The following is a 13,570-nucleotide window of genomic DNA, read 5'->3' on the forward strand; positions in this document are numbered from 1 at the left end:
CCCGGCGACCTCGGAACAGTCATCCACTCGCTACGGTCTCGGACCGGCTCATTTCCAGGCAGAAATTTCGTACAGGGCTCATGGGAGCTTAGGAAAGAGGCAATCGATCAGCATCCTCCGGTGCGCACGCCCGTCTTCATTTCCGCCTGAAGTGCGCTGGAATGGGGAACGGACTGGCAGGACGGACATCCATTTCTTGTCACAGGGAGCGCATATCCGTGGAAGACCAGCCCATGCAGAAGCAGGAGGAAATCCATGCCGCTCAGATCGAGCTCCTTTTCTCCGATGCCCATCTCGGAATCCTCGTCTCACTGATCAATGCGGTTCTCCTGTCCCTCGTCCAGTGGGATCATGTTCCCCATTCCACCCTCGTGGGCTGGCTGGCCTGCGTTTTCGCCATCCTCATGGGGCGATGGGTGCTCATCCGGCGCTACCATGCCATTGCACCGAAAATGCCCCAATTGAGGCGTTGGGGATTATATTTCACGGTCGGTTCCACGATCACGGCTGTCGGCTGGGGGCTGGCGGGTATCCTGCTCGTTCCCGCGTCGTCGCTCCCCCACCAGATTTTCACGACATTTGTGCTGGGCGGCATGGCTGCGGCAGCCATGACCACGCTCTCCGCCGTCTTCCCGTGCTACCTCCTCTACCTGCTGAACGCTACCGTGCCCGTGACCGTGGTCTTCTTCCATTACGGCGATACGATCCATGTGATGGGGGCTGTGATGATGGTCCTCTACATGGTGTTCCTCTTCCATGCGGGCCGCCGCCAGAATCGTTTCATACGGGATTCCGTGAATCTGACCCTGGACAAGGGGGAGCTGGCCGGGCGCCTGGCGAGCGAAAAGCGGCAGGCTGAAGCCCTCAACGCGAGCCTCACCCAGGAGATCGCTCTGCGCGCCCGGGCGGATTCCGTACTGAAATATCGGTTGGAGCTCGAAGAGCAGCTCACGGCCATTTCTACGGGATTCATCAACCTTCCCGTTGAAGAAATCGATGGGGGGATCAACCGGGCGCTCGAGCAATTGGGAGCGTTCGCCGGTGCGGATCGAGGGTATGTGTTCCTTCTTTCCCCGGACCGGTCCGTCTATCGGAACACTCACGCGTGGTCGGTCGAAGGGGTGGGGCCCACTCCCGAGCCCCTTCTGGAGATCGATGCCAACCGGTTTCCCTGGTGGATGGGGCGCCTGGAGAAGCTGGAGCGGGTGCGTGTGGCCAGGATGAAGGACTTGCCCCCGAAAGTGCTGGAAGAATACGAGTCGTTCCACCCTCAGCCCGTCCAGTCCCTGGCGCTGGTTCCCCTGGTGGCCTCAGGGGTGCTCACGGGATTCCTGGGCTTCGAGAGCTTCCGTCAGGAAAACATTTGGGGCGAAGAGACCGAAGCGCTGCTGAATGTCATCGCAGACATGTTCGTCAATGCTCTGGAGCGCAAACGCAGCTACGAAGCCCTGGAGCAGGCCCGTATGGCCGCTGAGGCCGCGGCTGCAGCCAAGGCGCGCTTCCTGGCCAACATGAGCCATGAAATTCGGACGCCCCTCCACGGCGTTCTGGGCATTCTGTCGCTTCTCCGCAATGGGGAGCTTCCGGAAAGAGAAATGAACTATGTGGATGTGGCTCACAGCTCGGCGGAAATGCTGCTGAACATCATCGACGACATTCTGGATTTTTCCAGGATCGAAGCGGGCAGGCTCCACCTGGAAGAGAAGAGCTTCCGGTTGTCGGAAGTCGTGGAAGACAGTGTCGCCCTGCTGGCTCGGCAAGCTGCCGTCAAGGAACTGGAGCTGGCCTGCTTCATTGACGGTGAAGTGCCCGACAATCTGCGGGGGGATGCCGCGAGGCTGCGCCAGGTTCTGGTCAACCTGGTGGGAAATGCCGTGAAGTTTACTCATTCAGGTGAGGTGTCCGTTCAGGTGACGCTGGACTCCCAGAAGGAAAGTGAGGCTTTTGTCCGCTTTGAAGTCCGTGACACGGGAATCGGCATTGCTCCCGAGGCGGTGCAGGAGATCTTCGATCCCTTTATCCAGGCAGACCCCTCGACAACCCGGCAATACGGCGGTACCGGCCTGGGCCTGGCCATTTCGCGTCAGCTGGTGGAATTGATGGGCGGGGAGATGGGGGTGGCGAGTGAGCCGGGTCGAGGGTCGACTTTCTGGTTCCGCATCGGCTTTGCCTTTCCCAGCGTGCAGGTTTCAGAGACTCCCGGCGTCCTTTATGAACTGCACCTCCTTCTTGTGGCCGCCCGAAAAACGACCCGATCCAACCTGTCCCGCTATATGGAATCGTGGGGAGTGCGCCTCCAAACTGCGGAAGACCCGGGGGCAGCGGAAAAAATAGTAGCGGCGGGGCTGGAATCAAAGGACCCTTTCGACGTGGTCCTGATGGATACCCGGGGGAACGGGGACGAAGAATTGGCCCTGGCGAGGCGGATCCAGTCGCAATGGGGGGAAAAGTGCCCCTTCACGGTGATCCTGGCTTCCATCGAATCGGAGGATCTCCTCAAACAGGATCCTCATGTGGATGCCGTCCTTCCTCAGCCGGTGAGGCGGGCGCAGCTCTATGAAACTCTCGTTCATGCGAGGCAAGAGGTGAGAGAGGCGGCTGCCGATGCCCGCACCATGTCGGGAGCTTCGGGACAGGCAGAGCAGGGGCTTCCGCATCCGCGTGTGCTGCTGGTGGAAGACAATCCCATCAACCAGAGGCTGGGGCAGGAAATGCTGACCATCCTGGGCTACGAGGCGGCGGTGGCGTCCAATGGCCGTATCTGCCTGGAGATGTTGGAACAAAACCCTTATGATCTCATCTTGATGGACTGCCAGATGCCCGAAATGGACGGTTATGCCGCCACACGCGCCATTCGGCGGCGTGAAGGTCAGGCCGGGAGCCGCAAAATTCCCATCGTCGCCCTGACGGCCAACGCCATGCACGGGGATCGCGAACGGTGCCTCGAATGCGGAATGGATGATTACATCGCCAAGCCTTTCACGCTCCAGAATCTGAGGGAAACTCTCGCTCACTGGCTGCCTCGGCCCGGCTGTTGACGAGCGCTGTTTGTCGTCCTAAAGGCTGAGCATCATACGCGTTTGAGTGTTATACGCATTGAGGATTAAAAACCTCTTTTTTGTAGGAGCGGCATCCTGCCGCGACTGCTCACTGTCGCGGCAGGATGCCGCTCCTACAAAAAACACGGAGCCACAAAAGAACAGGGAACCATCAAATCGAGAATTCTATACTTCATCGAGTATGACAACCCGACGCTGTTACACACAATCGCCAATTGGGTGCGCCCGGAGGGAGAGGAAGTCCATGGCTGAAAAACGATACTGGCTGCTGAAATCCGATCCGGATGCATTTTCCATTGAGGATCTCGCCGGGAGTCCCCATCAGACCACCTGCTGGGATGGAGTCAGAAACTATCAGGCCAGGAATTTCATGCGGGATGACATGAAGGTCGGGGACGGTGTGCTCTTTTACCACAGCCAGGCCCATCCCGCCATTATGGGGACGGCGCGCGTGGTTCGAGAAGGCTATCCCGATCACACCGCATGGGAGCCCGGCAACCGGCACTTCGATCCCCGCAGCACGCCCGAAAATCCGGTGTGGTACATGGTGGACATCCAGCTCGAAGCGGTTTTTCCTGAGCCCCTCCCCCTGAAGGTGCTCAAAGAGACGGGCGGCCTGGAAGAGATGGTGCTCCTGCGGAAGGGCAGTCGTCTTTCTGTCCAGCCGGTGACTGCCTCAGAGTATGAACGGGTGCTCGAACTGGCGCACCTGAAGGAAAACCCTGCCATGACCGGGGGGATGCCGGTCGTGGAAAAACAGCCCTTGCAAAAGGAGAACACGATGGCAGCCGATGCGCTCTTGAAAAATGGCGACCCTGCTCCCGATTTCAGCCTGGCGTCTTCCGAGGGAAAGGACGTCCGCCTTTCGGATTACAGAGGGAAGTACGTGGTGCTCTATTTTTACCCCAAGGACAATACGTCGGGCTGCACGACGGAGGCCCTGGAGTTTACAGAGCTTCAGCCGGAGCTCGAGCGCCTCCAGACCGTCGTGCTGGGCGTCAGCAAGGATTCCGTTGAGTCCCACCAGAAGTTCGTGGAAAAGCAGGGATTGAAGATCCTTCTACTGTCCGATCCCGATAAAAAAGTCCTGGAATCCTACGGCGCCTGGCAGCTCAAAAAGATGTACGGAAAGGAATCCTGGGGAGTGGTGAGAAGCACCTTCCTGGTGGGGCCGGATGGCAGGATTGTCCAGAGCTGGCCCAAAGTCGCCAAGGCCGCCGGGCACGCCGCAAAGGTGCTGGAAGAGCTGAAGGCAAGGCAGGCCGGCTGAAGGCAATGTGGCTGACTTAACGTCACCCGGGTGAAAACCGGGGTCCAACATGTCTGAATTTTTCCCGTCCTCGGGCTTTCGCCGGAATGACGATCGCGGTTTAAATCAAGAGTATTGCCGGCTGAAGTCAGGTAGATAGGGGTTTCGAACTGCGCTGCCGGGTCCTGCCTTTCGGTGCAAGGTGTTGGGCAGCAATGACGAAGGATGGGTGTGCGCTTCGGACGGTGCCCATGTTTGCTTATGTTCAATGTCAACATAGAGGGGGGCGCCATGCGGGACTGGAATGTTCTTATCACGGTTCATGAAAAGGCCTACGGCTGGGTCCGAAATTTGCTGAGTGAATTTGGCCCCGTCGAGCGCACGGAGTTCTTCAACGTGCTGATCCTGCAATGCCCTGACGTGGAAGAGTTGCTGCAACGGTTGAACGAAAAAATTACGGCTGAGCCGGGAACCCTCAATTTCCTGGCGCGTCTCATTCCCGTGACGGAGACCTTCAGCTTTCAGACGCAGGAAGAATTTGAAAGGAAAGCTCGAGAATCCGTTCTGAGCTTCGTGGAGAAACTGGGCGGAAAGAGCTTTCATGTCAGGATGCATCGGCGCGGCTTCAAGGGGAAAATTTCAACGGTCGAGGAAGAGAAGATGCTCGATGAGGTCCTCCTCAAGGCCCTGGAAGACATTGGCATGCCCGGCCGCATCAATTTCGAGGACCCCGATGCCATTGTGGCCGTTGAAACCCTTGGACAGCAAGCCGGAGTATCCCTCTGGACCCGTGACGATTTGAAAAAATACCTATTCCTGAGGCTGACATGAAAACCGTGAACGTTACCATTCCTATCGGCAGAGCCGAGACGGTCAGCGGAATCCTCACCCTTCCCGAGACTGCCCCCAATGGAACGGGGGTCATTCTGGCGCATGGCGCGGGAAATGACATGACCCATCCCATGATGGAATTTCTTGGCAACGGGCTGGCCCATGCAGGCTATACGGCACTGCGCTTCAACTTCCTCTATCGAGACAAGGGGAAGAAGGCTCCGGACAAACAGGACTTGCTCTACAGCGCTTGGGAAGGAGCTTATCGCTTCCTTGCCGAGCACCGAGAAACTCCGGTCCATCGGATCGTTGCCGCTGGAAAATCCATGGGCGGAAGAATTGTGTCCCAAATGGCGGCGGAGGGAAAGCTGCCGGCGGATCGGCTGATTTTCCTGGGCTACCCGCTCCATCCCGCTGGGCAGAAAGACAAGCTGAGGGACGGGCATCTGTACGACATCGCCATTCCCATGCTGTTCTTTGCCGGGACAAGAGATCCTCTCTGCGACCTGGACCTGCTGAAGAAAGTCCTCCCGTCCTTGAAGTCCTCCTGGAAATTGGAGATCATCGAGGGCGGAGACCATTCCTTCAATGTTCCCAAATCTGCCGGGATGGGTCCGGAAGCCATTCACGGGATCATCCTGGAAAGGATGCTCCGATGGATTGAAGCATGAACGCACCGGAATTGCGTGAGCCGATCGATCATCGAGGGAACTGAGGGGTTTTATTTTGACACCGGATCATTAAAAATGGTAGGAAAGCAAGGCGGTCGTCTCGAGGTTTACTTGAATTTTGAGTCCGATGCAGGGCCATCCTGGCTTTGCTGCATGAACGTGCCACCGTGAGTAGAAGTTCCTTATAATCAGTCAAATCAAATGCCTGGGTGGTGGAATCGGTAGACACAAGGGACTTAAAATCCCTCGGTCGCAAGGCTGTACGAGTTCGAGTCTCGTCCCAGGCACCAAATAAAATCAGTAGGTTAGTTCAAGTGGGCCGTGTGTGGATGGCCCATTGTTTTTTCCGCTGTGTGAGAATCCGTGTGAGAGTTTTGTGTGGCACGCTCAAAAACCGAGATGGCTTCTTGTTCGGTGCGGCCAATACTATGAAGGTAGATCTCGGTTGTGGTACGGTTCTCATGCCCTAGAATCTTCTGAATTGCGCCAATCGGCACGCTGTTGTTATCCATTATAGAAGCGCCGGAGTGTCGTAGTGCGTGATATGTGAAATTTTCGACGCCGGCCTTCTTGCAGAGAGTCTTGATGATGGTCTTTCGATACTGGAATTGACCGACTATCTGCTTACCTGTTTTCTGGTCCACGTAGCGATTACAGAAGACCCACGGATGACTCTTGTCCCTGGAGGATTGGCGCCGCTTCAGTATCTCATATAGGCGCTGCGTCATCGGGACCTTTCGTGGTGTCAGGTGACCACCTCTCTTTTTGCGCGTGTACAAAACGATATATCGCTCTTCAAGGTTCACGTCATCCCAAGTGAGTCGATTGATTTCCCCGACACGGGCCATAGTATCGTTGATCGTTCGAAGATAATCCTGAGTGTCCGGTTCTGCGAATGATATCACCTTTTCGATTTCTTCTGCTCGAGGTACATGCTTGATCTTCCTTTCAACGGGAAAGAATTCGATGCCATCGGACGGGTTGTCGTCGATGATCTTTTTTTTCTTGCCATAGTTGAAAGTAGCACGTAGGTGGCGGAGATCCTTGTTCGCGGTATAAGGAGAAACTCTGCGGCGTTCTATCAGAAACTGCTGAATCATATCTGAGGTAATCGCTCGGCAACCCATTTCTCCCCACCTACGGACCCATCTTCGCGCCAGATAAACGTTCGTTTTGTAGTGTTCTTCGGATTTGTACGCCTTTACGAAATCAAGACGCCGATTGACCAGTTCCAAAAAGCTTATGCCGATTGGAATTTCCGTCACCGTTTGGAGAGTCATTTGCTGCTCCACAGGTTTTGGGTTTTCCAGTTCCTGCCTTCTTTTTGCCTCGGCTTGCACGGCTTCTTTCTTCGTTTTGAACCAGGCTTCCGTGTGTCTCTCGCCTCTCAGGGTGAAGTCGTATCTCCACCCCCTCCCTTTTACCGAATAAACCGACATAGAGGTCCTCCTTCGAGGGAAACATAAGAGAACCCCCAAGCTTCACACCGCCCAACTCCTGCCAGTGCTTGTAGACCCAACTCAAGCTCTTTTTCAGAAACAGGGCTACATCCTCAGGGGTCATTATCTCTCTGCTGAGAGCGATGTCAACTGAACCTTCTTCATTCATGAGTTTTCAGGACCTTGAAGGGGAAGCATCAACGGGATCGAGAGGACAGTTCAAGAGCATCGCTTGTCAGAATCCTCTGATGCTTCAACCACTCCTCGAAATCATCCAGGGCGTAACGCACCTTCCGGCCCAGTTTGAAGTAAGCGGGTCCCTTGCCGAGGTGGCGCCACTGGGTAAGGGTCCCTTCGGGGATGCCGAACTTTTCGGAAATTTCTTTGGGGGACAGGTATTTTCGCTCAAACGCTCCCATGCATGCCTCTCCTTGTTCCATCCAGGTCTTTCAGTTTTCCGACCCGCTTCAAGCAAATGGTATAAACAAGCCTTACAAATCCTTCCGTAAACTTCCTCGCTTTTACCTGCCTTGTTTTTCCTCGCTTCAGCCCTTCCTGAATCATCTACAGCACAAACGCTTTCACTCGATATCTACGAAACGGCGTCCAAAACCGTCCCGATATTTCCACACGATCTCCACCCTCCGTGACCCCTCCGTGATTTCCATCAGCTTCGGTCCCCCATAGACTCGTCCTCACTCTCCGGGACACCTCCAAGAGCGATCTGGAGGTTTCTCATGAGTTGCCAATACGGGGATTTTTTCGAGGAATGGGAAGTGGAATTGGTCAGGAACCGGATTCGGAGGTTCCGTCGCAAGTGGGTATGTCTGCAAAAGGAGGGTGAAGACGATCTGCTGCAGGAGTGTTTGATCCATTGGTATATCAACAGAAAATCTTATAACCCCCTCAGAGAGGTGTCCCGGAGGGGGTTCATGATTCGAGTCGTTCAAAACAGACTCATGGATATCGTTCGGGAAATGGATGCGGACAAAAGAAGAGTCTCTTGTTTCAGTCGCGATTTACCTTCCTGCGAGGGCGATTTCACGCTCCCTTTTCTCCAGGATAGTCGGGAAAACTACACCTTCTCCACCGATTTCACGGGTGCCTTTCATCTAAAGCTCGACCTGAATCGGGTGGTTCAGCAATTGAACCCGCGTCAGCGACAAATTTGCCATGCTTTGGGAAAGCTGGGATTGAGTGCAAGAGAAGTGAGCAGGCTCCTGAAAATCTCCCCCAATACCTTGTATCGAGAAATCAAGCGGATCCGGGATCGTTTCGAGCAAGCCGGTCTTCAAGATTACCTGGGTTGAATCAGGACACTTTCAATGTGTTCTCCGTATCGATGACTGAAGAGTGAAGAGATCGAAAAGAAGCCATGTGAGGCAGTGAATCGAACTCTTTCGGAATCGCTTGTTATGGAGGGGCGCAGCGCCCCGAGTACGGCGGAGCTTCGTCCCTTCTACCCGGAAGGTCTCCCCATGGAATGGTTACGGCTCTACACGGAAATCACGCGCGATCCCAAATTGAGGCGCCTTCCCGCAGAACATCGCTGGACCTGGATTGCCTGCCTGTGCATTGCACGGCGCTCTCCACGGCCGGGGTACCTCCTCCTGGCTGAAACATTGCCGGCGGAAATTTCGGACATCGCCGACGAGGCGGCGGTACCGGTCGAAGACGTTACACGGGCGATTGAAACGTTTCAATGTTACGGCATGCTGTTTCAAGAAGGCGCGATTTTCAGAATCGCCAAGTGGGACAAGCGGCAATTCGAAGGCAAATCATCCACTGAACGGGTGCGGCGGCACCGGGAGAAACAACGAAACGCCGTGGAAATGCCGGCTACAAAGCCTCATCCCGCCTCGAACGATGAGGATTCCGGCACAGAGGAGAAGGACTCGGGAGGTGTTGCTCAAGGGATCGATGAAACGTTTCAGAAACGTTTCCCACCCGTTCCGGAAACACCCCCAGAATACAGACTACAGAATACAGAAAACGACTACTACAAACAGAGTGCTTGCAAGGCACCGGTCACTCCGCCCGACCCGTTCGCATCCGTTGTCGTCGTTTCTTTGGGGGAAAAAGACAAAACGCCGCCTGCACCGGACGATTCGCTGAGTCAGCTCCTGGAGCTGATTCCACCGAGCCACCGGACGGAATATCTGCGGGAAAAGGTCCGGGATTTCCTCGAAGACAAAGGCCAGGCCTACGTTCGCAGAAATATTCTCTACGCCAACAGCCATGCGAAGCAGGATTACCGGGCATACCTGGGGCAGTCCCTGAACCGCGACTGGGGAAAAAGCATGGTGGAAGACCTGGCCGCACAGGAAGAACGCGAAAAGGAGGTGAGAAAAGCGCTGGAAGCGCGGGAGAGGGAAGAACGGGAAGCCGAAGAGCGTTACCGGCAGGCGTCGGAACGTTTCGCCTCCCTTCACTCCGAAGAACGTCAGCGGATCGTCGAAGAAGTGAAGCGGAAGAACCCGCTCGTGAGAATCCATTCGTTCAGGCCCGAGACCCTGGAAGCTTTGGCCATCAAGTACCTGGAGGAAAATCATGTCGCTTTTCCGCAAGAAAAAAGACCGCAAGCAGAGGGTGGCGCATGCGTCGAAGCTGCTCCCGGAGAACCTGCCGCCCCAGCGGTGCCCGGTACACGGGACCCGCCTCGAAGCGCGCAAAACCTACTACGTGTGTGAAGCCTGTCGTGCGGAAGCTCTCAACCGGAGAGCCGCCGGAAGGTGGTATGCCCGCCGGTGCAGGAATTTTTCCTGCCGCACGACCTTTCTCACCAACGCCATGCAGCAGGTCCGGTGCCACCGGTGCACTCGGCGGAAATACGGGGAGCCCTTTGGACGTCATGCCGAAAAACGGGAATACCTGCCCGATCTGTAACCAGAATCTTGCACAGTGGCGCACCACCTGCGGGAGGACTCGATGCAAAGCCGCGTACGGCATTTTGCAGATGAAACGATTTGCTCATGTGACCCCGATTCAAACACGCCGTCATTTGCTCTTTTCGTCGGACGAGAAGTTCTCTGGGTGGGAAAAGTCGCGGTCGAGCCCGGTGGGCTCTGGCTGAGGCAGGTCGCCTGCCTGGCCAGGCACTCGGACCTTCTCGTCATCGAAGGCCAGTACCTGCCGGCCAACCTGCCGCCTCGGGAAGCGATCAAGCGATGGCCGTCCCTGCTCACGCTGATCGTCGCCCGGGGGGAAATCCAGGCCCAGTGGAAAGTGCTGGGGAAAGCCGCCCACGTGGTCCAGCCCGGCACCTGGCAGAGGTCTCTCGGGGCTTCCTCCCTGGGCCGGGATCGGCTGAAGGGGCTCAGTCGCATGAAAGCGTCCGACATCCTTCAACGGAAGGTAACCGATCACAACATCGCCGATGCAGTGAATCTCGGGCATTGGTTCATCGAGGAGCGCCAATGGCAAGGAAAACTAAAATCCCATGCCCCGACGGGGACATCGCTTACGTGTCCTTCTGCAACACGTACTGCCGGAAGAGACTGGAATGCCCCTCGTGGGTGAAAAAGGAGAAAGCTCATGATTCAAAACCTGCTGGCGGAAATCAAACAGGTCCAGTCGACTCAAACCAACGGAGAACGTACGGCCAAGGTGGTGCTCTCCTTCACGGTGAACACCCCCGAACATGAAGCGTCCCTCAACCGCCTGATCGCTCTACAGACCCAACTCGTACTCATCGACATTCGACCCGAGGAGCAGCCATGAAAAAATTTCTCGTTGCCTTTTGGCTTGCATGCCTGAGTGTGCCGGCGTGGGGGATGGACCCGGTGCAGTACATCGTGGACCATTCCCCGGAACTGCAGCAGTTCGAGGCCCAGAGTCGCTGGTATAACCAGATCAGCGTGAAAGCCACGACTCGGGGACGATATGGGCAGACGGCCCTGCTTTCCGAAGACGATGCCGCTCTCGAAAGCTCCGGAAACCAGGCCAGGTCGACTTTCGACTTCACCATTTCGGCGACTCTTCCCCTCATTTGCCCCAAGGAAGCCCTGGACAGTCGGGTCAAGTACTTCGCCACGCTTCGTTCCATGAGGACCGAAGCGGCCGCGGCCATCGCCAAATACCAGGCCCTCCGCTCCTGGATCACAAGGGAAGAGACCATCCTCCGGGATCTCAGGAACGAGCTGGACTGGATCCAGAAGCGGGTGGAGGCCGGTCTGGAAGACACCAAAGCGGCCATTTCCAAAACCATAGAGATCAAAACCCGCATCCAGGGGCTTGAATCCAAACGGCCGGAACTGCAGGCAGGTTTGGAATCCGTTCTGTCGCTTGTAGACGGTGAGCACAGGGAAAAGCTGAAAGCGATCCTTCAGGGGATATGACCGAAATCTCCTCTAGGATCATCCCCACTTTTGCATCCTTTCCCATGAGACTGACTATGGGGATGAGGGATCGTAGAGATTTCGATTTGCACTATGGTTAAGATTTGGTCCTTCATCCAGCGTCAAGGTGAGAAATCCAGGTCCCTTCGCCTGTGTATTCGCCGGGCCATGAAGCATCGTGACGCATTCACGGTAAAGCCCGGCGATGTGGTGGTGGTCGAAGGGGGACCGGGAGCGGGTAAGGCAAAGTTCGTTTCTCAGCTTCGAAACAACCTGGAGCGGGACGATCTTCCCTGCGTCTTCGTGGATGCCAACGAATCCCGCACCCGGTGGCTTCGGGAATACACGAAGCAGCTCCCCACCCGAATCACCAACACGGATCGACGCCTGGAAGCCATCATCGAACGGATTCTGCCGCCCCACTACTACCTCATCATCACCAACGCCGACAAGATCACGGACTCCAAGCTCGACACGGTCAAAGAGCTCATCGCCAGGTCCCGGTCCATCATCCTGGTGACCATGGATTACAACCTGATTCACACGAAAGTCATCGGCATCCTTCCGTCTCCGAGACTCGTCACTCTCGGCAGCGGCAAGACGACGTTCGACTGCACGTACCTGCTCATGGCGGGATTCATCATTTTTCTCGCGCTGTACGGCTACAAGGAGATGCTCTTCATCGCCGCTGCAGCTCGGTATGTCTTCATTGGAGTGAAATCGAGGATAAAGGGATGACCTGGCTTTCTCATGGCATCTGTGGAGTGGCTCTGGCTTTGGGAAGCGACTACCCCCTGCCGGCTTGTGTTGCGGGAAGTCTGGCCCCGGATTTGGTGGAACGGGCCAGCAAGAGGGTCATTCCTCACCGCACCATCTCCCACAGCCTGATTCTCTGGCTACTGGGGATGATGGCGGCCTGGTGGACACCGCTCTTTCCTTTTTTTCTGTCGGCCCTGGTTGCTCACCTGGGGCTGGATGCCTTCAACCCCATGGGAGTGCCGCTCTGGGACGGAACGACGGGAAAGCGCCTGACACTCTTTTACGGCCGTCTTCGAAACGGCACCACGGGGGAATGGGTGCTGGCATTCAGTGTGGCCTTTCTGCTCTATGCCGTCATTCCGGCCTTTCAGGCGAGACACGTGCAGTCCATGGTGCGATCGGACCTCATGTCCCCCTACGAGATACAGCAGATCCGAAAGAAGCTGACTCCCTTCCTGCAATTCTTTCAAAAAGAGCCTCCACCGCAGCCACCAGCGGCCCCGGCCATTTCCCTGGATGGCTGGGATGCCGGCGCTCCGCTGCGCAATGAAGTTGCATCCCAGGGTGTGCCCGACAAAGAAAGTTCGGTGCGGAATGACCCGAACGCATCACTTTCAGCCACCGTCCTCTCTGCATACGACGGGGACACCCTGACAGTCAGGATGGGGGTAAGGGTCGAAAAAGTGCGGCTCATCGGGATCGATTGTCCGGAAAAAGAGCAGGCCCCCTGGGGGATTCGGGCCAGGGACTTCGTTAGATCGAGAGCCCTTGGCAAAAGAGTGACCATCGAAATGGACATGGTTCCACGAGACCGATACGGACGGCTGTTGGGGTATGTGTGGGTGAACGACAGCTTGCTGAACGAAGAGTTGGTCGAGCAAGGGTTGGCCATGCAATACAGCCTTCCACCCAATGTGAAGTACGCCCCGAGATTTTCCAAAGCGGTCCGGAAAGCGCGCGAGAATAAAGCCGGGTTCTGGCGTGAAGGAGGATTGGAAATGTCCCCTTCCGAGTGGAGAAGAAGCAAGCGGTAAAAATCCGATTTCCGTCCTTTTGGAGTGATGATCCTCGTTTGCCGGTGAAACGGCTGCAGCTCACCCCTTCCTTTCCAGCATCTCTGTTCCGGTTCGAAAGGCAGAAAAGAGGCCGGGGTCTGGGGGAAGTCGTCGTTAGGGGCAGTGTCGCATGGGCGCGGGGGGGTGTCAAGGGGCAAGATGTATCGTGG

Annotated in this window: 13 protein-coding genes and 1 tRNA gene; 12 read left to right on the forward strand and 2 right to left on the reverse strand. The window is 56.2% G+C overall.

Annotated elements, in window-relative coordinates:
- The first annotated feature begins 218 nt into the window (after positions 1-218).
- From MWC30_RS19495 to MWC30_RS19515, 5 genes are all read left to right on the forward strand, one after another.
- Complete coding sequence (locus MWC30_RS19495; RefSeq protein ID WP_244085878.1) at positions 219-3,038, forward strand: response regulator; 2,820 nt, start codon at positions 219-221, stop codon at positions 3,036-3,038.
- A gap of 265 nt (positions 3,039-3,303) precedes the next feature.
- The gene (locus tag MWC30_RS19500; protein WP_244085879.1) at positions 3,304-4,329 is read left to right on the forward strand and encodes an EVE domain-containing protein; all 1,026 of its coding nucleotides are present in this window, start codon (positions 3,304-3,306) and stop codon (positions 4,327-4,329) included.
- A 270-nt stretch (positions 4,330-4,599) separates the two neighbouring features.
- Positions 4,600-5,139 (forward strand): THUMP domain-containing protein, encoded by a 540-nt coding sequence (locus tag MWC30_RS19505; RefSeq protein WP_244085880.1) that lies wholly within the window; start codon positions 4,600-4,602, stop codon positions 5,137-5,139.
- Positions 5,136-5,810, forward strand: a complete 675-nt coding sequence (locus MWC30_RS19510) for an alpha/beta fold hydrolase (RefSeq protein WP_244085881.1) — start codon at positions 5,136-5,138, stop codon at positions 5,808-5,810. The genes MWC30_RS19505 and MWC30_RS19510 overlap by 4 nt, the downstream gene beginning before the upstream one ends.
- 203 nt (positions 5,811-6,013) lie before the next feature.
- A tRNA-Leu gene (locus MWC30_RS19515) sits at positions 6,014-6,100 on the forward strand.
- Between the two features lie 15 nt (positions 6,101-6,115).
- On the opposite strand, the gene MWC30_RS19520 is transcribed toward MWC30_RS19515, so the two are convergent.
- Positions 6,116-7,249, reverse strand: a complete 1,134-nt coding sequence (locus MWC30_RS19520) for a site-specific integrase (RefSeq protein WP_244085882.1) — start codon at positions 7,247-7,249, stop codon at positions 6,116-6,118.
- 197 nt (positions 7,250-7,446) lie between these two features.
- On the reverse strand, positions 7,447-7,668 hold the full coding sequence (locus MWC30_RS19525; RefSeq protein ID WP_244085883.1) for an AlpA family transcriptional regulator: 222 nt from the start codon (positions 7,666-7,668) through the stop codon (positions 7,447-7,449).
- Between the two features lie 318 nt (positions 7,669-7,986).
- On the opposite strand from MWC30_RS19525, the gene MWC30_RS19530 reads away from it, so the two are divergent.
- From MWC30_RS19530 to MWC30_RS19560, 7 genes are all read left to right on the forward strand, one after another.
- Positions 7,987-8,559, forward strand: coding sequence for an RNA polymerase sigma factor (locus MWC30_RS19530; RefSeq protein ID WP_244085884.1), 573 nt, complete (start codon positions 7,987-7,989; stop codon positions 8,557-8,559).
- 75 nt (positions 8,560-8,634) lie between these two features.
- On the forward strand, positions 8,635-9,939 hold the full coding sequence (locus MWC30_RS19535; RefSeq protein ID WP_244085885.1) for a phage replisome organizer N-terminal domain-containing protein: 1,305 nt from the start codon (positions 8,635-8,637) through the stop codon (positions 9,937-9,939).
- 343 nt (positions 9,940-10,282) lie between these two features.
- On the forward strand, positions 10,283-10,768 hold the full coding sequence (locus MWC30_RS19540; protein ID WP_244085886.1) for a hypothetical protein: 486 nt from the start codon (positions 10,283-10,285) through the stop codon (positions 10,766-10,768).
- A gap of 15 nt (positions 10,769-10,783) precedes the next feature.
- Positions 10,784-10,969 carry a hypothetical protein gene (locus MWC30_RS19545; protein WP_244085764.1) on the forward strand — a complete coding sequence of 62 codons (186 nt, stop codon included), beginning with the start codon at positions 10,784-10,786 and terminating at the stop codon, positions 10,967-10,969.
- Positions 10,966-11,586 carry a hypothetical protein gene (locus MWC30_RS19550; protein ID WP_244085887.1) on the forward strand — a complete coding sequence of 207 codons (621 nt, stop codon included), beginning with the start codon at positions 10,966-10,968 and terminating at the stop codon, positions 11,584-11,586. The genes MWC30_RS19545 and MWC30_RS19550 overlap by 4 nt, the downstream gene beginning before the upstream one ends.
- Positions 11,587-11,679: 93 nt before the next feature.
- On the forward strand, positions 11,680-12,324 hold the full coding sequence (locus MWC30_RS19555) for a DNA/RNA helicase domain-containing protein (protein ID WP_244085888.1): 645 nt from the start codon (positions 11,680-11,682) through the stop codon (positions 12,322-12,324).
- Positions 12,321-13,379 (forward strand): thermonuclease family protein, encoded by a 1,059-nt coding sequence (locus tag MWC30_RS19560; protein WP_244085889.1) that lies wholly within the window; start codon positions 12,321-12,323, stop codon positions 13,377-13,379. The genes MWC30_RS19555 and MWC30_RS19560 overlap by 4 nt, the downstream gene beginning before the upstream one ends.
- Positions 13,380-13,570: the final 191 nt, after the last annotated feature.

The organism is Desulforhabdus sp. TSK, assembly GCF_022836495.1.
Taxonomy (GTDB): domain Bacteria; phylum Desulfobacterota; class Syntrophobacteria; order Syntrophobacterales; family Syntrophobacteraceae; genus Desulforhabdus.